Raw genomic sequence first — 19,999 nt, forward strand, 5'->3', positions numbered from 1 at the left:
GTCGCGATGACTCGCCACGAGCGGGAACCGGGAAAATGCTCCCGCTCGTGGCGAGTCAGTTCCCGGCGCTCGTGAAGTTCAGGACGTCGATGCGGCTGCCGCCCGGATGCGGCGCGAAGACGCTTGCGATGTTGTTGGACTTCAGCAGTCGGTGGTCGAGCAGCGGATCGGAGGTGAAGGTCGCCGTGGACCGGTAGCGCACGGCCCAGTCCGACCAACCCGAGGCTCGGGACGCCGTCGCGACCTGCAACACGCCCGTGTTCGAGGCAGCGCTTACCACGAACAGGTTGTCCCGGGAATCGACGCCGATGTCGCCACGGCTGACACCCGCCTGGTAGCCGAGGATCCGCTGGCGCCACTGGCCGGTCGCAGCCTCGCGCCAGTAGTGGACGAGTACGGCGCTGGTGCGGGCGTTGGTGAAGACGGCGTCACTTGGCGCCGACGGCGGCAGGTGGGAAGCCAGGACGTGCACGTTTCCCGCCGAGTCGACGGTCTGCGACTCCTGGTTCATCAGGCCACGGTTCTGTCCGATCGCCCAGAACCGTGCCGCGGCGGCGGTCGTCGAGATCGGGCTGGAGTCGGCGGCGCCGATCAGCGCACCCGAACCACTGCGCCACGTTCGGCCTCGGTCCGTGCTGTACGCGTAGTAGAGATCGTGGTTGCTGCTCGCGTCGAAGGTCTCCCGGACGGTCCAGGTCATGTGCAGCACGCCCTGCCCGTCGTACTGGAAACCGAACAGATAGGCATTGTTGCCGAGCGTGGTGCCATTCATGATCTTGCCGACGAAGTTCCACGCACCATCCCGATACTCGAACAGGACCTGGTTGCCGTTCCCGCTCTCACCCGTACGGATCGTCAGTTGCAGATTGCCGTCGGGCATCGTGGTGAACTGCGGATAGGTCATGACGGCCATGTCGCGTCCGGCAAGGTTGTTCTGCACAGCGCCGAAGATGCCCGGCGACCAGGCGGCGGTGTCCGGCGAGGTGGCGATGCCGGCCACCGACCTGCGGTAGCGGAAACGCTGGGAATGCATGTCGAACGACAGGTGGATGCTGCCGTCCACGTGCGACAGGCCGATGCTGATCACATTGTGCGAATCGGTGGTGGTGGTGCGGTAGTCCGTCAGGCGGATGGTCTGCCACGTGCCGTTCGTCGGACGCCGGGAGACGTTGACGTAGCCCTGCTCGTCCCAGAACGCCGCGTACTGCCATCGGGCGTGCGAGACGATGCCGTCCTGCTGGAACGATTCGCCGTTCATCAGACCCGTGTAGCTTTCCGCGGTGCGGCCCTGGGTGGTCAGTGTGGTCGTGGTCGGCGCGTTCACCGTCGGCGACGCCGCCGAGGCCGGCGACGCGCCGGTGACGACCAGGAGGCCGACCAGCGCCGAACCAGCCCGGTAACGCTTCGAGACCGTCATCGGAGATCCTCTCGTGGATAGCCCATGCGCCGCCGGTATCCGGACGTTTCACGTCGGCCGGACCCTGTGGATCGTGGCGGGCATCGCTTACACAGGGGTACATGCGATCCGTCGCCCGCAGGTTGCCGCCAACCAGAAAGATTCTTCGGGAATCTACCGGCGACCCGCTGCGCGGCGGAAGGTGACGGCCCGGGTCGCGTAGGACGGGGCCGCGCTCATGCGTCGACCTCATCCCGATCCGACGCGAGGGCCGCCTCCACCGCGTCCGCCGCCGCTCGGCGCCCGCCGGTGGCCCGCACCTTCGCGGAGGCAGCGCGCAACCGCTCGCGCGTCGTCGGATCGTGCGCGAGGTCGCGCATCCTGGCCACGCCCTCGTCCCCGCTCGGGCCACCGCGGTCGCTGAGGTTCACGCCGAGACCGAGGGCCTCGACACGTGCCGCGACGAGGTGCTGCTCGCTCGTGCGAGGTGCGCACACCATCGGGACGGCGAACCAGAGGGCCTCCATGACGCTGCCCATCCCGGCGTGCGTGACGAAGAGGTCGGCCTGCGCCAACGCGGCGAGCTGGTCGACGTGCTCGTGCGCCTCGACCCGGTCGGGCACCGTTCCGAGGGCGTCGACCGGGAACCCGCCGGTGGACACGAGCACCCGGTGGTCCGGCGCCACGGCGGCCGCGGAGCGGATCAGCGACCGTACCGCCTCCGGCTCGGCGGCGGCGGTGCCGGCGCTGACGTACACGAGCCGTTCGTGCGCCGCGGGTCCGGCGCCGAGCCGCGAGCCCAGACACGGTCCGACGAAGTGCTGGTCCGTGCCGAACTCGTCCCCGTTCCACTGGAACCATCGCGGGAGGAACGCGATCGATCGCCGCTCGCGCGCCTCGGCCAGGTCGCGGACGGTGCTGCGCTCGACTCCCCAGCGCGCACAGAACTGGTCGAGCTGATCCTGCAACGGTGTGAAGGCGGGATGTGCGGGGTCGAGCACGCTCGCCTGGCCGGTGGCCGCGGCGAGCGACCACGCCGGCCCCTGGGCGAAGGACGGAAACAGCGCCACCGCCGGCCGGTCGAGGAGCTGCGCCAGCGCGCGGCCGGCCGGGTGGGCGGCCCGGTCGTAGAGCAGGACGTCGGGGACGTCGCCGCGCAGGACGGAAATGACCTGGGGTACGACGGCGACTGCCTCCGCCACCAGCACGAACGGCAGCCACACCGCGAAGTCGCCCGGCGGCACCGACGACGACGGGCGCGTGACGAGCGTCGACTCGTAGGTGACGACGTCCGCGCCGGCGGCTCTCGCGGCGGGCACCGCGACGTCCGGGGCGAAACAGGTGACCCGATGCCCGCGTGCCCGCAATTCCGTGATCACGTCGAGTACGGGAAGCAGGTGGCCGGTGGCCCCGACGGCGAGGACGGCGACGTGCGCGCCTGTCGTCGTGCTCATGCGCGCAGCCCGTGTCGGGCGGTGTACCAGAAGAACCAGGACAGCAGCCCGGCGAGCATGACGACGTACTGCACGTTGGTGACAGTCGCGACCGCGTCGAGGTCGATCACCGAGGCGATCGCGACGCGGACCACGGCGTCCAGCATCAGTACGACGCCGACCACCACGCTCACCAGGCGCAGCCGGCGCCGGAAGACGGGATCATCGATCCAGCGCTGCTGCCACGCCGCGGCGCCGGCGTCGCCGACCTTGGCCGTGGCGATGGCCGTGCCGAGGTGGAGCATGAACGGCCGCTTCATGGCCAGTGACAGCAGCACCCAGGCGCCGAGCAGACCGGTGAGCCATCCGTCCTTGATGTACAGCAGACGCGCGTCCCCGGTTACCACGCTCAACGCGCCTCCCGCGACGAACAGGCTGACGACGACGAGGCCGGCGACGTCGACCCGGCGGCTGCGCGCGGCGACCAGGGCGGCGTACGCCGCGGGGACCGCGCCCGCGGCGAGGGTGGCGGCCAACACGTCGGCGCCCATGGCGCGGAGCGCGTAGTAGACGACAAGCGGCAGGACCGCGTCGACGACGACTCGTCCGACCAGAGCGCGGCGTGCGCCCCGTCTCACCCGCACCTCGGCGGCGGCTACCGCGTCCCCCGAATCCTCGTTCACCAGCCTCACGAGAGCACCTCCCCGAGGTCCCCCGAGGCCGGGTCCACGGTGATCGCGCGATCGAAGAGTGCGCACAACTCCTCCGCGTAGACGGCCAGGTCCATCCCGTCTTCGCGGGCGAACCGCTCCACGGCGGCATCGACAGCGGCGCGGACCGTCACCGCCATCACCACCGGGTCGAACCGGCGCAGCTCCCCCGACTCCTGACCGGAGACGAACAGCTGCGCCAGCAGCACCACCGGCACGTCCTCACCAAGGTCCGCGTCCGCCGCGTCGCGGGGCAGGTTCCGGGCGATCTCGACCGCAGCACGCGCGTACGCCTGTCGTTCGCCGAGGAAGCGGAAGTTCGAGCGCAGGTACGCGGCGAGCTTGCCGCGCGCCGACGCCTCGGCCTCGATGGCCGGGACCATGAACTGCTGCGCCCGCTCACCGATGTGGCGCAGTGCCGCGGCGACCAACTCCTGCTTGGTGTCGTAGTGGTACGTGATGAGCCGCGTGCTGCTGAGTCGCGCCTTCTCAACGATCCGCGCGAACGTCGCCCCCGCGTAGCCGTGCTCGGCGAGCAACTCGACGACCGCCTCCAGGATCCGCGTCTTTCGATCAACCTCCGGTGTTATCTGCATGGATAAAATAGCAGCATGCGACCGGCCACCGCGTCAAGGGCACACGCTCCGGACCCTTCGACCAACCGCCCCGCGCCCGGGCGTCGTCACCCCGCCCAGACAGCGGCGGATCGGTGCGATCACCAGCGGCGACTCCGGTTGCCAGCGGATCTCCGCGGCGCTACGTTGACGATTCATTGATAAATATCTACGCCGCAAGGCACGGGGGCGCGCATGTCCACGTCTGTCAATCGCCGCACCGTCCTGGCCGGTGGCGCCGGCGCCGCCATCGGCCTGGCGCTGCCCGGCTCCGCCGACGCCGGTGGCCACCACCCCACACCCGTGAGCTTCACCCTCAACGCGACAACGCTCGACGGCGGCGAGCAGGTCACCTCGGTCACCCTCGACACCGGCCGGCTCGGGCCCATCGACCCCGCCGGGCTGACCCCCGGCACGTTCAGCGTGCACGCCAGGGCCACCAGCCCGATCCCGATCGCTCCCGGCGACCAGATCTTCAGCGAGTACGACCTGGACCGTGCGGTGACCGCGGCCCGCCTCGACCGGCACGGCAACATCGTGCTGGAGCTGAGCCACGCCGAAGGTCAACCGGGCGGTGGCACCCTCGGCTACATCCTGAGCAGGGGCCGCAACGTCCGGCTGGACCTCGTCTACACCATCACGCAGAACGCCCCGATCGCCCGGCGCCACGGCTCACCGCTCACCATCGCGCGCTTCGTGCAGGGACGGCTGGCGAACCCCGAGGTGGACGCCTTCAGCCACCATGTCTCGGGCTCCGGCCTGAAGTACCGGCTGTACTCCCCCGACCACCCACCCCGGCACGGTCGACGGCCGCTGATCGTCTGGCTGCACGGCGCCGGCGAGGGCGCCTCACTGCCCGACGACTACTACGACAACGAGACCACTCTGCGCGCCAACCGTGGGGCGCTCGGCTTCGCCACCCCCGAGGCGCAGCGGATCTTCTCCGGCGCGTACGTCGTCGCTCCGCAGAGCACCTCCTACTGGATGGAGGACGGCCCTCGGTTCGCCCCGCTGATCCGCGAGATCGTCCAGGACCTCGTCCGCCGCGGGCGCGTCGACCCGGCGCGGATCTACGTGGTCGGTTGCAGCAACGGCGGCTACATGTCCCTGGAGATGACAGTCGCCTATCCCGACCTTTTCGCGGCGTCGGTGCCGATCTGCGGCGTCGTCCAGCCGCTCGACGGGGAGGGCCCGCCGCTGATCACCGACGCGGAGCTGACGGGGATCCACACCCCGACCTGGCTGGTCACCTCACGCGACGACGACACCGTGCCGCCCGAGACCAACACGATCCACGCTCACGACCTCATCCCGGGAGCACTGCTCACCCTGTACGACCATGTCGTCTGGAACGGCTACCAGTTCCCCGGCCACTGGTCCTGGATCTACGTGGCCCGCAACGACCCGAGCCGCAACGGCACCCACGTCTGGCAGTGGATGGCCCGCCGCCGTCGGTGATGTGCTCACGTCAGCCAGCCCCGAGCAGATCCCATCGGTTGCCGGCGATGTCGAGGAAGACCGCGACCCGGCCATAAGGCTCGGTCCGCGGCTCCCGGACGACTGTGACACCGGCCTCGACCATTCGCCGGTAGGCGGCGTCGAAGTCGTCGACCCGGAAGAAGAACCCGACCCGGCCGGCCACCTGGTTACCGGCTGCGGCGCGTTGGTGTTCTCCGTCGGCGCGAGCGAGCAGGATTCCGGTCTGGGCGCCCGGCGGCCTAACGACGACCCACCGCTTGGGTCGGCCGTCATTGGTCAGCGATGGGGAGTCCTCGACAAGGTCGAAGCCGAGTACGTCGGTGAAGAACGCGATCGCGGGGTCGTACTCCTCGACAATCAGGGCAACCAGGTCGATCTGCACCAGGGCAGCGTACGCGAGACGGTGACCTGCTGGCCGCGGGCGCCTGGTCGAGGCGAAGCACGCGGTGGACCGCATCGCCGGCAGGCTCCATCTTGAGCGGTAAGTCCTTCCTCCTGGCCTGACCAGCACAGCGACGCCGCTGCCGGGGTGCGGTAGCAGAGCCGTACCCCGGCAGGGACGTCGATCGGGACCGAGACTCCTCCGAGCCACCCGGCGCTTCAGATCAGCAGCCGAGCCGCCTGCTCGACAGGGCGACGTCGTCGATCCACAGGTCGAACTCGTCAGGTGTCGTGCCGCCCTGGTAGAGCTGCCAGCCGATCTTCACCGTGTCGACAGTCGGCAGGACGAAGGGAACCTCGTTGCCACCGTGGTCGCTCGTGGAGGCGGTCAGCTCCGGGTTCGCCACGCCGTCGATCCACACCGCGACGCGGTTGTCGGCGGCGTCGATCTTCCACTCGAAGCACTGCCAGGTGTCCTCGGCTACCGGGGCGGACTCCCGCCAGGTGGTCCAGTCGCCGGTCGGGCCGCCGTCGGCGCCGACCCCCCAGAAGGTCCCCGGGACCGTGGGCGCGTACTGGCCGCCCACCGGACGGACGACCTCCGCGCTGCCGGTGCCTGTCGCTTCCACAAGCGTGAAGTGTGCCCAGTCCGGGGCCGTGGGGAAGGCATCGACGCGCAGACGCATCCGGCCGTAGAAACGGTTGTCCGGCGCGGCGAAGTCGTCGACGCGCAGGAAGGCGCGTCCGTTGTCAACAGTGTGGATGTGCAGCACCTGGTTGCCACGGCGGGCACGTTCGACGGTGAGCGTGCCGTGGCGGGTGTCGACGCCCCAGTTCACCGTGCTGGGCCCTCCGGGGGGCAGTCGCTCGAAGTCCTCGCAGAAGAGCAGGCCACGGGGGCACGAGGGCGGGGAGCCCCCCGACGCGCTGGCCGGAACGCTGCCGACTGCGGTGGTGAGGATCAGGGCGGCGCTGAACACCGCGAGAATTGTGCGCATTGCCATCCTCCATTGATGTGTCTCTGGCGACGCGTCGGCAAGCGTCCGGACGGCAACCGGTCGACAGTGGTGAGCCGGGTTCGACCGACCACTACGGCACCCGGGTCCGGAGCCGGCGGCTCCGGACCCGGTCAGCGTCCTGACGCGGAGGGCCGGTACGTGGCGCCGGGTCAGGGGCTGGTGCAGGAGAGGCCGCTGGGCGCCGTGTTGCTGCTGCCGTTGACCAGGAAGCCGAAGGTGGTCGAGGCGTTCGCGCCGAGAGACCCGTTGTATTCGGCGTTACGGACGCTTACCGTCCCGCTGGTGCCGGTGTTGATGCCGCTCCAGACGTTGGCGATGCTCTGCCCGCTGGCCAGCGTCAGCCGTACGGTCCAGCCGCTGAGGGTGGCGGAGCCGTTGTTGGCCACCGTGACCTCGCCCTGGAAGCCACCGCTCCAGCTGTTGACCATGCGGTACGTCGCGGTGCAGGCGCCCGGCGGAGCAGTCGTCGGCGGAGCAGTGGTCGGCGGAGCAGTGGTCGGCGGAGCAGTCGTCGGCGGAGCAGTCGTCGGCGGAGCAGTCGTCGGCGGAGCAGTCGTCGGTGGGGTCGTGGTCGGCGGCGTGCCCGGCACTGTGGTGGAGGCGGCGTTGAGAGCGTTGAGGACGGCGGTGTACGCCGCCTTGGGGTTGCTGTTGCGGTCGAAGAGCAGCGGGTTCTCGTTACCGCGCCAGGAGTCGCTGTCCCGGATGCCCCACGTCGTGATGCCGACGCAGCGGGGGACGTTCACGCAGGCCTGGGTCAGGCCCTGGTACTGGCTGGTCGAGGCGTTGGTGACGTCCGCCTCGGTCAACGCGACGTCGACCCCGAGGGCAGCGAAGCTGGACAGCGTCTGCTGGAAGTTGCCCGGCAGTGAGCTGCCACCTGTGAAGTGGGTCTGGAGGCCCACGCAGTCGACCGGGACGCCCCGGGACTTGAAGTCCCTGATCATGTTGTAGACGCCCTGCGTCTTGGCGTACGTCCAGTTCTCGATGTTGTAGTCGTTGTAGCACAGCTTCACGCTGGGGTCGGCGGCGCGCGCGGTCCGGAACGCCACCTCGATCCAGTCGTTCCCGGTGGACTGCAGGTTCGACGACCGCCGGCTGCCGTTCTCGGCGTAGGCCTCGTTCACCACGTCCCAGTAGGCGAATTTGCCCTTGTAGTGGGCCATGACGCCGTTGATGTGGCTGATCATCGCGGCCCGTAGGGCGCTGCCGCTGAGGCTTCCCCAGAACCCGGGCTGCTGGCCGTGCCAGGCCAGGGTGTGACCACGGAACCGCATGCCGTGCTCGGTGGCCCAGTTGTAGATCGCGTCGCCGCGACGGAAGTCGAACTGACCAGGGTTGGGCTCGGTCGCGTCGGGCTTCATCTCGTTGACGGCCGTCATCATGTCGAACTCGCGGTTCGCGATGGTCAGGAAGCCCGAGTCGGTGAGACGGTCCGACCCCATGGCGGCGCCGAAGTACCGGCCGCTGCGCTCGGCGGCGGCTTTCAGGGTGGTCCCGGGCGGTCCGCTGAGATCGGCGCGGGCGAAGGTCGCCAGGGCCATCGAGGACACGGTGATCGCCAGGGCACAGGCCCCGCCCAGAAGCAGCCTCGCGGCACCCCGGGTTCGGCGTTTCGGTCGAGCGGGTACGTCGTTCATCTGTGCTTTCCCCTCGGTGTTCTGTCTGGTCCAATGCCGACGCGAGCACGGAACCGAGGATCGCTGCACGGCCGGCGATCGGAGCACGCGCTCGCCGCTGGACCAGCACGCCGCAGGTGACGCCGAGCCGGCGTCAACCCCGCCGCGCCCGAATCGGTGGCCACCGCAGGCTGCCCGGCCCGCCCGGTGGATGGTGAGCACTCCGCGCCGTACGCCCGTGCGGTGTGCCACTGCCCTGCCCGCGATGCTATATCGAATCAGTTCGATCCGCGCGGGTCGGTGTCCGATGCTGTCGCCGCGTCGCCCGGCGAGCGGGGCGGCCGGGCCGAATCGGCACTGACGTACATCAATGTTGCACGTGTGGAGTCAGATGTGCTGGAATGGCTCATATCGCCGCAGCACGGGGGCAACCGTGCTGAGATCGGCCAGCACGGGAGCATCGCAGAGCCGGCAGCGTGTCACTGTGACAGACACTCGCATGCCCCTGCGCCGGGTCATCGCCGTGAGGGCGGGCATCGCGCCGGGCAAGGAATCTCGCCCGCCAGACGTATCCCCCGGCACGCGTCCCCGACGGCCGTCGCGCTCGACGCCTGACTCGCCCGGGGGCATCCGATTCGGTCTGCCAGCGCATCAGAACCGGCGACGAGGTGAGAAGCGACAATGATTTCCCGAGACAGTTTCGCGGGGTGGTACCGCCACCGCCTGCTCTGGGTGGCGGTGATCCTGCTGGCGGTGTCGGCCGGCACCGTCGTACTTGTCAATCGGGCCGCCCCGGAGACAGAGCCGGCGGATCTGCAGGCGCAGATCGTGGCCCGAATGCGCACCACGCTCGAACAGGCGGACCCGGGGCAGCACAACCACGCCGGACACAGCGCCCAGCCGGGGGCCACTGCGGAGAAGCCGCAGGTGATCTGCGGGATCCGCGTCTACGGCTACGAGCCAGCGGACGCGACCGCTCTCGCCGACGTCCAGAAGGTCTACGGCTTCCACCTCTGTGGAGTCGCCGAGCAGAACCGCCCGTGGGACGTGGCGGTCAAGCTGGCCGGACCGTTGATCATGGACATGTCCACCAACCCTCCGGGCATCCAGGTCGTCGAGGCGACCGCCGACGTCAGGTTCGTCGACCGGCTACGGGAGATGTTCCCGGCCAAGTACGCGACGTTGGCGCAGGAGGAGGCGTTGACCCCTGCGGAGATGGCCGAGCAGCGCCGCCGGTACGACGCCGCAGCCGGGCTCTGACCAGGCCTGGCGGCCGAGCAGGTAAGGGGGGACCCGTATTGATCCGACGATCCGGACAGCTAGCTCCACATCCACCCATAGATAGATCAGCATTGATATTTACGGCGATGGATGCAACAGTGGCTTTGGGAGCGTTCCCATACTGATCTCCCGTACCGAGGAACGGAGGATGAACAGTGCGTTCACACAAGCCCGACCAATCCGGCGGACGACAGCGGTCGACCGTCCGTCGGTCCCTCCAGGCGCTCGTCCTGATGGTCGCCATGGTGGTCGGTACGCTGCCCTCGACCGGCGCGGCTCAGGCACACGGCACAGTCATCGGCCCGGCGACCCGGGCCTACCAGTGCTGGAAGACCTGGGGCAACCAGCACACCAACCCGGCCATGCAGCAGCAGGACCCGATGTGCTGGCAGGCGTTCCAGGCCAACCCCGACACCATGTGGAACTGGATGAGCCAACTGCGGGACGGCCTCGCCGGCCAGTACCAGGCCCGCACCCCGGACGGGCAACTGTGCAGCAACGCCCTCTCCAGGAACGACGCGGTGAACCAGCCCGGGGCGTGGAAGACGACAGCCGTCAGCCGCAACCTCACGGTCCAGATGTACGACCAGGCCAGCCACGGGGCTGACTACTTCCAGGTCTACGTCACCAAGCAGGGGTTCAACCCGGCCACCCAGCGGCTCGGGTGGGGCAACCTCGACCTGATCGCGACGACCGGACGGTACGCGCCGGCCCAGAACATCACGTTCAACGTCTCGCTCCCTGCGCGCAGTGGGAACCAGATCCTGTTCGTGCTGTGGAGGGCGTCGCACCTGGACCAGACCTACATGTGGTGCAGCGACATCACCATCGCCTGATCGGCAGGTCCGACAGGTACGGCACCACTCCGGCCCGGGGCGCGTTGGCGCCCTGGGCCGGACTGCTCGCCCACCACCCCACCTGATCGAGGAGCTGAACATGCAGAGACGGCGTTATCGCCCGGCCACCATGCTGGCGGGGCTGCTCATCCTGACCCTGTCCGCGCTTCTGGTGCCGCCGGCGCCGATGGCCGGCACCGCGGCGGCCGGCACGCCCCGCGCCCGTGCGGTGCCACTGACCGAGCTGACAGTCGTATCCGAACGGGTGGCGTTCGGTCTGCAGCGTCCGATCGCGCTCACCGGACTGCCGGACGGTCGGATGCTGATCGCGGAGAAGAACGGCACCGTCCGCGCGTACCATCCCGACACCGGCCTGGCGGCAGAGCCGGTGCTCGACCTGACCGCCCGGATCGACACGTCGGACAACGAGCGCGGCCTCCTCGGCATCACGCCCGCGCCGAACTTCGCGCGGACCGGGATCCTCTACGTGGCCTACACGAGCCTGCCGGCCGGCGCGCTCACCCTGGCACGAGTGCCCATCGGCGCTCCGGACCGGCTCCAGGTGCTGCTCACCCAGGAGCACGCCGAGTTCGGCAACCACAACGGCGGCCAGGTCGCCTTCGGCCGCGACGGCTACCTCTACTGGTCCACCGGCGACGGCGGCGACGCGAACGACCCGTTCAAGAGCGGCCAGAACCTCGGCACCCTGCTCGGCAAGATCGTGCGAATCGACGTCAACCGCGCCTGCGGGGGCAAGCCCTACTGCGTGCCCTCCGACAACCCGTTCGTCCGCGTGCCTGGCGCGCGGCCGGAGATCTGGGTCTACGGGCTGCGCAACCCGTGGAAGTTCTCCATCGACCCGGTCGACGGCTCCCTGTGGATCGGTGATGTCGGCCAGGGGCTGGTCGAGGAGATCGACCACATCCGCCCGTCGCAGCGTGGGGCGAACCTCGGGTGGTCCTGTCGAGAGGGCACGCCGGTCTTCGACCAGACGCAGTGCCGGCCGGGCGTGCGGCTCACCGACCCGGTCTTCGAGTACGAGCACTACCTGACGGAGAACTGTTCGGTGATCGGCGGCGTGGTGTACCGAGGGTCCGCCACCCCGGAGGCGCGAGGCACGTACCTCGCGAGCGACTACTGCTCGACCCTCGCGTTCGCCGTCCGCCCCAGGGCCACGGGCGGCTACGAGTCCGCGACGATCGGCAACCTCCCCACCCAGCCCACCGCGATCGGCACCGACGCGCAGGGTGAGCTGTACGTGCTCAGCGACCTCCCGGGATGGCTGAGCCGGGTACGGTTCGAGCGGGTCCAGCCGGCCCCGGCAGCGGGGTGACGATCCGCTGAACCTCCGGGCGATTCCTCCCCATCCGTGACCCCACAGTGGGCGGCCGCGCACGAGCGGCCGTCCACTGTGGGGTCCGCCCCCAATCCGCCCCACCCGGCTGCGACAGCCGAGAACGTACGACCTCATGCTCCCGCCTCACTGGGATCGGGGCAGCGGTGGTGCCGCGTCCGGCACCGTCGTGCGGTTACCGCGAGGCGTACGACGGTGCCGGACCGCCGGCCCGGTATTGACGGCTGACGGTGCCGTGAATGTGGTCGAGAAACTGCTACCGATGACCTCGCTGTCCGTTCAGGAAAACGCGCCGTCACGTGCCGCAGCAGCCACCGATCTCGATGCCGACAGGGCGGCGGCGAAGCGCTGCGGCTCAGCCGGCGCCATCACCACGATGCTGAGGTGCGGTGCGCTCTGCAGCGTCAGGAACTCGTTTGTGAACGACATCTCACCGAACGCCGGGTGCCGCAGGGTCTTCACGTGGTGCTGCCAGGTGGAGACGGTCTGGTCGTGCCACAGCTGCCGAAATTCGGGGCTGCGCTCGGAGAGCTCGTTGGTGATCTCGGCGAGCCGAGGATGGCCAGGGTACTGCCCGGCATGCAGGCGCAGCAGCCCGACCAAGTCGGCGGCGGCGCCCGCCCACTCCGCTCCCCACCGCTCACGGGCCTCCGGGGCGAGCATCGTCCACCGGACGGCGTTTCGGTGGCGGGCGGGCATCGTCGCGAAGTCGGCGTACAGGAACGCCGCGGCGGCGTTGAAGTACGCCACGTCCAGCATGGGCTGCAGCACCCCCGCCGGCGTGTCGCCGAACGCTGCGACAAGCTGCCGTACCCGATCGTTGACGGGATCGCCGGGATCGGCGACCGGCCGCTGCTCGGCGACGCGCGCGAGCGCGAACAGGTGCCGGCGCTCGTCGTCGGTCAGACACAGCGTGCGGGCCACGCTGCTCAGCACCCCGGGCGACGCCGTCGGCTGCCGCCCCTGCTCGAGGCGCGCGTAGTAGTCGACGCTCACGCCCGCGAGTTGGGCCACCTCTTCGCGGCGCAGCCCCGGAACTCGCCGCCGGTGCCCTCCCGGCAGGCCGACGCGACGAGGCTCTACGCGGCTTCGCCGATCCCGCAGGAAGGCGGCCAGAGCTTCATTACGGATCACCCAACAAAGGTTACGCGAGGGTGGGCATCCGATTCCTAGGTCATGGTGTGCCTGGCACGTCGCACCGACCGGTGGTTGCCTGAGTACCGCAGGCGCTACTGAAGAAGTGGACAGGGATGCAGATTTCACCAACAGGTTCCGGCGGTCTCCAAGGGTTGCCGATGGGCTTGTGACGCACGCCCCCATCCGGCGCCTACGGCCGAGCCGACCGAACCGAGCCGATCGCCACGGCGCCGGTTGACCTCGAGGCCGATCGAATTGCCGACACCACGCCGGCCACATTCGCGAGCCGTTCCCATTGTGCTGCCCGGCGTTGGTTCCACAAATATGTTCGCGCTGGCCGGCGAAAGCCGGCTCGAAAAGAATGGACCAGAACAGATGGCGTACATCAAGGTCGGAGAGGAAAACTCCACCGACATCGAGCTGTATTACGAGGACCACGGAACCGGCCGGCCGGTGGTGCTCATCCACGGGTTCCCCCTCAGCGGACGCTCGTGGGAGAAGCAGGAAGCCGCGCTTCTCGACGCCGGATACCGGGTGATCACCTACGACCGGCGAGGCTTCGGGCGGTCCAGCCAACCGGCCGGCGGCTACGACTACGACACCTTCGCCAGCGACCTGGACACCCTTCTGCACACCCTCGAACTCGACGATGTCACGCTCGTGGGCTTCTCGATGGGCACCGGTGAGGTCGTCCGCTACCTGGGAACCCGCGGCTCGGCCCGAGTGGCCCGGGTGGCCCTGCTCGGACCGCTCGGACCGTTCCTGCGCAAGACCGATGACAACCCCGAAGGTGTCGAGACGGCGTTCTTCGAGGGCATCAAGTCCGCCATCAGGGCGGATCGGCCGGCGGCCATCAAATCGTTCCTCGACAACTTCTACAACATGGATGTCCTCGGCGGCACCCTGGTGAGCGACTCCGCCTGGCAGGACAGCTTCAACGTGGCGCTGGGCGCCTCGCCCATCGCCGCGGTGAAGTGCGTCGACGCGTGGCTGGAGGACTTCCGCGACGACATCGCCTCGATCGACATCCCGGTACTGGTCGTCCAGGGCGACTCGGACCGGATCCTGCCGCCGCCGGTCACCGGTAACCGGCTGCCCGCGCTGCTGCGCGACGTACGGCAGGTCCAGATCGAGGGCGGCCCGCACGCGATCGGCTGGACGCACGCCGAGCGCGTGAACCAGGAGCTGATCGCCTTCCTCGGCTGAGAAGCCACCGGCACCGTCCATCCGCAGAAACGAAACATTGGAAAGGAACGCAGTGTTCTCTGTCTCGAACAAGGCTCGCCGACTGGCGCTGGGAGCAGCCGGCCTCGGTGTGCTGATCAGCCTCGCCGGGGTCGCCGCGCCGGCCCTCGCCGAAAGCAGCTACCTGCACCCCGCGAAGGAGAAGCCGACTGTCGTGCTCGTGCACGGCGCGTGGGCGGACGGGTCCAGCTGGGACAAGGTGGCGGCCAAGCTCCAGCACGACGGCTACCGGGTGGTCACGCCGCCGAATCTGCTGTCGGGCGTGAAGAACGACGCGGACAGTCTCCGCGCGTACCTGGACACCATCACCGGACCGATCGTCCTCGTCGGGCACTCGTACGGCGGCATGGTCATCACCAACGCGGCAGTGGGTGACGAGCAGGTCAAGGCCCTGGTGTACGTCGACGCGTACATCCCGGATGCGCACGACACAGTGCTGTCGCTGACCTCGGCCGTGCCGGGCTCGGTCTTCGCGGCCGAAGCGTCCACAGTCTTCGACCAGGTCGCGATTCCCGGCGCCGACCCGGGAATTGTCAACCTCTACGTGAAGCCGTCGATCTTCGGTAAGGCGTTCGCCGACAGGAGCATCCCCGCCAAGGACGTGGCGGTACTGGCCGCCCGGCAGCGGCCCCTGGCCTTGAACGCCCTGGTCGAGGAGTCCGGCGAGCCGGCCTGGCGCACCATCCCCTCGTGGTCGGTGATCGGCAAGCAGGACGCCGTCATCCCCGCCGCCGAGCAGGTCGCCATGTCCAAGAGGGCCAAGGCACACACCACCGAGGTCAACGCCCCCCACCTGTCCATGGTCACCGACACGGGCGCGGTCACCAACCAGATCGAGGCCGCCGCCAAGGCGACCAACTGACAGGACAATCGGCTGTGGCCGCGTGGGCCGGTCTGGCCCACGCGGCCACGGTGGTGCCGATGTCACGGGGTCCGGTCAGGTGGTCGTCCGGGCCGCCTCCAGGATGACCTGGGTGACCTCACCGGGATGCGAGATCAGGCCCAGGTGGCCGGCGTCGATCCGGGTGATGTCGGCCCCCGCCCGCTTCATCATCTCTTCCTGGCGGGCCGGCGGGATGACCCGGTCCTCCTCACCGATCACCGCCCATACCGGGATCGTCTTCCACGCCGGCTCCGTGGCCGGCTCCGCCAGGGCGTTCGTGGCCAGGGCGGTCTGGGTCACGGCGAGCACCTCCGCCTGCCGCCGAGGCAGACCGTTGGCGAAGCCGGGGATGAACACCTTCGGAAGGACGTACGCGTCGACCGCGCCTTCCGGGGCGCCGGGGAACGGCACGAGCTTGAAGACGCTCGTGGGGTCGGTCAAGGCCGGCTCCAGCACCGAGCCGGAGCCTGCGGTGAGTTCCTCGACGGTCTCCCCCTTGTCCGGGGCGAAGGCGTCGACGAACACGAGTGCCTTGACGTTCTTGTTACCGGTCGCGGCGTCGCTCACCACGAAGCCGCCGTACGAGTGGGCCGCGAGCACGATGGGACCCTCGATGGTGGACAGGAAGTCCTTCAGGTAGCCGCTGTCGATCGTCGGCCCCCGGCCGGGTTGCGGCGCGACCTGGACCTCGAAACCGCGTGCCTGGAGTCTGCGGACCTCCCCACTCCAGCTCGAGCCGTCGGCCCAGGCGCCGTGCACCAGGACGATCGTCGGCTTGTCGCCATGCCCCTCGTCGGGGGTAGGTCGCACACCGCCGTCCGCGAACACGTGTGGGGCGCCTGAGCCGAGCACCGTCACAAGGGTTGCGGCGACGAGCGTTGCGGCGATGGTCTTCGGCCGACGTAGCGAGATACCGAGCATGTCTCTTCTCCCTCGTTGGTCAGTGGTTTCCGAACCCGGGCAGATGCGGATGGCTGCCAACGCGACACCGCCGAAGCCACAACCTGTCGCGAGCACCGCCTGGTGGCGGGTGCACCGACAGCGGCCGGGCTTCGGTGCCGCGACGACTCGCTTATCGCCCAACCCTCACCGTACGGACACTCGACGGAGATCTCGGACAGAAGAGGAGAATCGCTCAGGTTTCACCCTGCGGGAGGACACACCACGAACGGACCACGGCGATCCCTCAATGCCTCGGCTTCCCGCCGGCCGGTGATCTGCGCCGAGGCACCAGGTCCAGCAGGCCTCCACAGGTTCTCCACCGGAGGTGGTGACCATCGCGGTATGCCGACACTTTTCGAGCCGGTTCAGCTGGGCCGCCTGCGGTTACCCAGCCGGATCGTGATGGCGCCGATGGGCCGGGGGCGAGCCGACAAGCGGGGGACGCCGCTGCCCTACGTGGCCGAGTACTACGCCCAGCGGGCTGCCGCCGGCCTCATCGTCAGCGAGGCCACCAGTCCGGCGCCGCGCGCGGCCGGCCACGCGTACGGGGTGCAGTGGCACTCCGCCGCGGACACCGAGGCCTGGACCGCGGTGTCCGCGGCTGTGCAGGCGGCCGGCGGACGCATGGTGCTGCAGATCATGCATGCCGGGCGGATCGGTCATCCCGGCCTCTACGGTCACCGGCCGCTGGCGCCCTCCCCGGTGGCCGCGGCCGGCATGGCCCGCACGTACGACGGTCCGCGCCCGTACCCCGAACCGCTGGAGATGTCGCCGGCGGACATCGCGGACGCGATCGAGGACGTCGTCAGGTGCGCCCGCGCGGCGATCACGGCCGGCTTCGAGGGCGTCGAGCTGCACGGCGCCAACGGGTACCTGATCCACCAGTTCCTGTCCGGCACTGTCAACCGCCGCTCCGACGGTTACGGCGGTCCCCCGCACCGCCGGGTGCGATTCGCGGTGGAGCTGCTGGAGGCCGTCGCCGCCGCGATCGGCGCGGACCGGGTCGGACTGCGGTTGTCCCCCGGGTTCGGCCTCAACGACATGAGCGAACCCGATGCCGAGGTGGTCTACCCGGCCCTGCTCGACGCCCTGCGGCCCGTCGATCCGGCCTATCTGCACCTGGTCCACGGCTCCGATCCCGCCCTGGTCCGGGCGGTCCGGGCGGCGTGGGCCGGACCGATCATCGTGAATCCGGGCACGGGTGACCTCGATCCGGACGCCACTGCGCGCGTCGTGGCGGACGCGCTGACCGCCGGGTTCGACGCGGTCTCCTTCGGCAAGCAGTTCCTCGCGAACCCCGACCTGCCGCGCCGCCTGGCCGACGGCGCCGCGCTCAACCGGCCGGACCCGGCGACCTTCTACCAGGGCGGCCGGCAGGGCTACCTCGACTACCCGACCGCCGACATCACCGAAGGAAAGGCGACGCCATGGTCGTATTCGTCAACAAGCTCACGCTGATCGGTGCCGCGGAGGACCTGGAGAGCCGCTACGCCAAGGTCGCCGAGTACATGCGGACCCGCCCCGGTCTGGTGAGTTACATCCTGAGCCGCTCCCAGAAGGACCCGTCGACCTACTACAACATCGCCGAGTGGACGGACGAGGAGTCCTTCCGCACGGCGCTGCAGGAGCCGGAGTTCCGCAGCCGGCTGGACCGGCTGACCGGCATCATCAAGGGTGAACCGCACCTGACCGAACCCGTCCTCCGCTACGACGCGACCAACTGACAGCACACGGCGGCCGCCCGGGGTTCTCGCCCCGGGCGGCCGCCGCGTGTGGACGGTAGGTGATTCAGTAGTTGCCCAGGCCACCGCAGACGTTGACGGCCTGGGCGGTCATCGAGGCCGCCGTGTCGGTGATCAGGTAGCCGACCAGCCCGGCGACCTCCTCCGGCGTCGAGTAACGCCCGAGCGGGATCTTCGCCTGGAACCGCTCCAGCACCGCGTCCTCGGTGACACCCCAGTGCGCGGCGTACCCCTGGCGGACCCGGACCGCCATCGGCGTCTCCACGTAGCCCGGGCACACCGCGTTGACGGTGATCCCGCTGCCGGCCAGCTCGAATCCGAGCGCCTTGGTGAACCCGACCACGCCGTGCTTGGCGGCGGTGTACGGGGCAGCCAGCGCCACGCCCTGCTTGCCGGCGGTGGAGGCGATGTTGATGATGCGTCCCCAGCCCTGCTCCCGGATGCCACCGGCCCGGAGCACTTCGCGGGTCACCCGGAAGGTGGCGGTGAGGTTGGTGGCGAGCACGTCGTCCCAGAGCGCGTCCTCCAGGTCGGCCGTGACTCCGCCGCCGGATCGGCCGGCGTTGTTTACCAGCACGCTGATCGGTCCGAAACGGTCCACCGCGGCGGCGACGAGCCGGGTGACGTCGTCGGTGGATCGGACGTCGGCCACGGTACCGTCGACGTCCAGGCCACGGCCGCGGAGCTTGTCGGTGATCGTGGCGACCTGCTCGGCGTCGCGGGCGCAGAAGAAGGTCGCGCGGCCGCTCTCGGCAAGCGTCTCGACCACTGCCAGGCCGATACCGCTCGTGCCGCCGGTGACCAGGGCCGCGCCAGGGCGCTTCGATTCCGTCATCGTGGTGTCCTCTCTTCCGGTGGTGGGTTCACAGGCCGAGTACGACCCGGCCGGTGACCTGGCGTTCCAGTAGTGCCTCGATGGCGGAGTCGGCGTCCGCCCAGTCGGCTCGCAGCCCGACGTGCGGTCGTAGACGGCCGTCGGCGACGAGGCCGAACAGCGTTGCCAGGTCCCGAGCGGCCGCGCGGCGCTCGATCTCGTCGAGCAGGAACAGGTGCTCCAGGCGTACGCCGGCGCGGGCATGCCCCCAGTCCGGTGGCAGGACCAGGTCGGCCCGGACGGTGTTGCCGAAGACCACCGCCACGCCACCCGCGCGCAGCTTGACGAACGCGTCGCGGAAGACGGTCCCGCCGACGCTGTCGATCACCACATCGACCGCCTCGTCGGGTGGCGCCGCGTAACCCGCGTGGATCCGGTGGCCCCGCTCGATCAGGTGCCGGCCGCGTTCCGGTGTGCCGGTCCACCCCAGCGCCGTCGCCCCGGCCGCGGCGGCCAGGTCGGCCACGAATCCGCCGACTCCACCGCTGGCGCCGGTGACCAGCACCGAGCGGCCGAGCAGCCACCCGGCCCGCTGCAGGGCGTACAGCGCGGTGAGGCCGGCCACCGGCACCGCCGCCGCGATGGCCGGCTCGACACCGTCGGGCAGTGCCGCGAGGCGGTCGGTACGTACGGCGGCGAGCTGAGCCCAGCCGGTCGAGGCCGCCAGTCCGGCGACGGGCGTACCGGCCGGTGGGCCGGTACCGTCCTCGGCCGGCCGGACTACCGTGCCGGCGACGTCCAGGCCGAGCTGGGATCCCGGTGGGCGCCGGGCGGCGAGCAGCAGGTCGGCTCGGTTGACGGCGACGGCCCGGACCTCGACCAGCGCTTCGCCGGGAGCCGGGCACGGATCGGGCAGAGATTCCAGACGAATTCCGTGGGACACGTCCGCGGACGTGACGAATGCCTTCACAAGGTCCTCCCTCTCGGTTCCTTCGTACCGGCGGGTTCTGGAGTCCGGGTGGAGAACGGCCCGTGAGACCGGCATCACGGCGGACCGCGTTGCCAGGCTCGGATCGGCGCGGGCAGGATGAGCCGGGAACACAAAGGGCGACGG

General features: G+C 69.8%; 19 protein-coding genes. 8 read left to right on the forward strand and 11 right to left on the reverse strand.

Annotation, left to right across the window (positions count from 1 at the left end; translation table 11 throughout):
* Positions 1–55 precede the first annotated feature (55 nt).
* The 4 genes from OOJ91_RS08275 to OOJ91_RS08290 all read right to left on the reverse strand — a co-directional run bounded on the left by OOJ91_RS08275 (position 56) and on the right by OOJ91_RS08290 (position 4,135).
* Positions 56–1,417, reverse strand: a complete 1,362-nt coding sequence (locus OOJ91_RS08275) for a BNR repeat-containing protein (protein WP_266244046.1) — start codon at positions 1,415–1,417, stop codon at positions 56–58.
* A gap of 215 nt (positions 1,418–1,632) precedes the next feature.
* Positions 1,633–2,850, reverse strand: coding sequence for a nucleotide disphospho-sugar-binding domain-containing protein (locus OOJ91_RS08280; RefSeq protein ID WP_266244047.1), 1,218 nt, complete (start codon positions 2,848–2,850; stop codon positions 1,633–1,635).
* Positions 2,847–3,521 (reverse strand): VC0807 family protein, encoded by a 675-nt coding sequence (locus OOJ91_RS08285; RefSeq protein WP_266244048.1) that lies wholly within the window; start codon positions 3,519–3,521, stop codon positions 2,847–2,849. Before OOJ91_RS08285 ends, OOJ91_RS08280 begins: the two co-directional genes overlap by 4 nt.
* Positions 3,518–4,135, reverse strand: coding sequence for a TetR/AcrR family transcriptional regulator (locus OOJ91_RS08290; protein WP_266244049.1), 618 nt, complete (start codon positions 4,133–4,135; stop codon positions 3,518–3,520). Before OOJ91_RS08290 ends, OOJ91_RS08285 begins: the two co-directional genes overlap by 4 nt.
* Before the next feature lie 213 nt (positions 4,136–4,348).
* On the opposite strand from OOJ91_RS08290, the gene OOJ91_RS08295 reads away from it, so the two are divergent.
* Positions 4,349–5,611 (forward strand): prolyl oligopeptidase family serine peptidase, encoded by a 1,263-nt coding sequence (locus OOJ91_RS08295; protein ID WP_266244050.1) that lies wholly within the window; start codon positions 4,349–4,351, stop codon positions 5,609–5,611.
* A 10-nt stretch (positions 5,612–5,621) separates the two neighbouring features.
* On the opposite strand, the gene OOJ91_RS08300 is transcribed toward OOJ91_RS08295, so the two are convergent.
* From OOJ91_RS08300 to OOJ91_RS08310, 3 genes are all read right to left on the reverse strand, one after another.
* Entirely contained in the window at positions 5,622–6,017 is a 396-nt protein-coding gene (locus OOJ91_RS08300) for a VOC family protein (protein ID WP_266245312.1), read from the reverse strand.
* Between the two features lie 220 nt (positions 6,018–6,237).
* Entirely contained in the window at positions 6,238–7,011 is a 774-nt protein-coding gene (locus OOJ91_RS08305; protein ID WP_266244051.1) for a hypothetical protein, read from the reverse strand.
* 170 nt (positions 7,012–7,181) lie between these two features.
* Entirely contained in the window at positions 7,182–8,672 is a 1,491-nt protein-coding gene (locus OOJ91_RS08310) for an endo-1,4-beta-xylanase (protein ID WP_439117031.1), read from the reverse strand.
* A gap of 660 nt (positions 8,673–9,332) precedes the next feature.
* Between OOJ91_RS08310 and OOJ91_RS08315 the strand changes: the two genes are divergently transcribed.
* The 3 genes from OOJ91_RS08315 to OOJ91_RS08325 all read left to right on the forward strand — a co-directional run bounded on the left by OOJ91_RS08315 (position 9,333) and on the right by OOJ91_RS08325 (position 12,101).
* Positions 9,333–9,911 (forward strand): hypothetical protein, encoded by a 579-nt coding sequence (locus tag OOJ91_RS08315; RefSeq protein WP_266244053.1) that lies wholly within the window; start codon positions 9,333–9,335, stop codon positions 9,909–9,911.
* Positions 9,912–10,087: 176 nt separating this feature from the next.
* Positions 10,088–10,768: a lytic polysaccharide monooxygenase auxiliary activity family 9 protein gene (locus OOJ91_RS08320; RefSeq protein ID WP_266244054.1), complete on the forward strand. Its 681-nt coding sequence runs from the start codon at positions 10,088–10,090 to the stop codon at positions 10,766–10,768.
* 100 nt (positions 10,769–10,868) lie between these two features.
* Positions 10,869–12,101 carry a PQQ-dependent sugar dehydrogenase gene (locus OOJ91_RS08325; RefSeq protein WP_266244055.1) on the forward strand — a complete coding sequence of 411 codons (1,233 nt, stop codon included), beginning with the start codon at positions 10,869–10,871 and terminating at the stop codon, positions 12,099–12,101.
* Positions 12,102–12,401: 300 nt separating this feature from the next.
* Here OOJ91_RS08325 and OOJ91_RS08330 read toward each other — a convergent pair whose 3' ends face one another.
* On the reverse strand, positions 12,402–13,538 hold the full coding sequence (locus OOJ91_RS08330) for a helix-turn-helix transcriptional regulator (RefSeq protein ID WP_323178428.1): 1,137 nt from the start codon (positions 13,536–13,538) through the stop codon (positions 12,402–12,404).
* Positions 13,539–13,634: 96 nt separating this feature from the next.
* Here OOJ91_RS08330 and OOJ91_RS08335 point away from each other — a divergent pair, with 96 nt between their 5' ends.
* On the forward strand, positions 13,635–14,465 hold the full coding sequence (locus tag OOJ91_RS08335) for an alpha/beta fold hydrolase (protein ID WP_266245313.1): 831 nt from the start codon (positions 13,635–13,637) through the stop codon (positions 14,463–14,465).
* A gap of 52 nt (positions 14,466–14,517) precedes the next feature.
* Positions 14,518–15,366 carry an alpha/beta fold hydrolase gene (locus OOJ91_RS08340; protein WP_266244057.1) on the forward strand — a complete coding sequence of 283 codons (849 nt, stop codon included), beginning with the start codon at positions 14,518–14,520 and terminating at the stop codon, positions 15,364–15,366.
* A 75-nt stretch (positions 15,367–15,441) separates the two neighbouring features.
* On the opposite strand, the gene OOJ91_RS08345 is transcribed toward OOJ91_RS08340, so the two are convergent.
* Positions 15,442–16,308: an alpha/beta fold hydrolase gene (locus tag OOJ91_RS08345; RefSeq protein ID WP_266244058.1), complete on the reverse strand. Its 867-nt coding sequence runs from the start codon at positions 16,306–16,308 to the stop codon at positions 15,442–15,444.
* A gap of 363 nt (positions 16,309–16,671) precedes the next feature.
* Here OOJ91_RS08345 and OOJ91_RS08350 point away from each other — a divergent pair, with 363 nt between their 5' ends.
* Together OOJ91_RS08350 and OOJ91_RS08355 are read left to right on the forward strand one after the other, a co-directional pair.
* A complete protein-coding gene (locus OOJ91_RS08350; protein WP_266244059.1) occupies positions 16,672–17,787 on the forward strand; it encodes an alkene reductase in 1,116 nt (371 codons plus the stop codon).
* On the forward strand, positions 17,757–18,053 hold the full coding sequence (locus tag OOJ91_RS08355) for an antibiotic biosynthesis monooxygenase family protein (protein ID WP_266244060.1): 297 nt from the start codon (positions 17,757–17,759) through the stop codon (positions 18,051–18,053). The genes OOJ91_RS08350 and OOJ91_RS08355 overlap by 31 nt, the downstream gene beginning before the upstream one ends.
* A gap of 64 nt (positions 18,054–18,117) precedes the next feature.
* Here the strand turns inward: OOJ91_RS08355 and OOJ91_RS08360 are convergent, their stop codons facing one another.
* Together OOJ91_RS08360 and OOJ91_RS08365 are read right to left on the reverse strand one after the other, a co-directional pair.
* Positions 18,118–18,906: an SDR family NAD(P)-dependent oxidoreductase gene (locus OOJ91_RS08360; RefSeq protein ID WP_266244061.1), complete on the reverse strand. Its 789-nt coding sequence runs from the start codon at positions 18,904–18,906 to the stop codon at positions 18,118–18,120.
* A 28-nt stretch (positions 18,907–18,934) separates the two neighbouring features.
* Positions 18,935–19,855: a zinc-binding dehydrogenase gene (locus OOJ91_RS08365; protein ID WP_266244062.1), complete on the reverse strand. Its 921-nt coding sequence runs from the start codon at positions 19,853–19,855 to the stop codon at positions 18,935–18,937.
* Positions 19,856–19,999: the final 144 nt, after the last annotated feature.

The sequence above is a fragment of the Micromonospora lupini genome (assembly GCF_026342015.1).
GTDB classification, from domain to species: domain Bacteria; phylum Actinomycetota; class Actinomycetes; order Mycobacteriales; family Micromonosporaceae; genus Micromonospora; species Micromonospora lupini_B.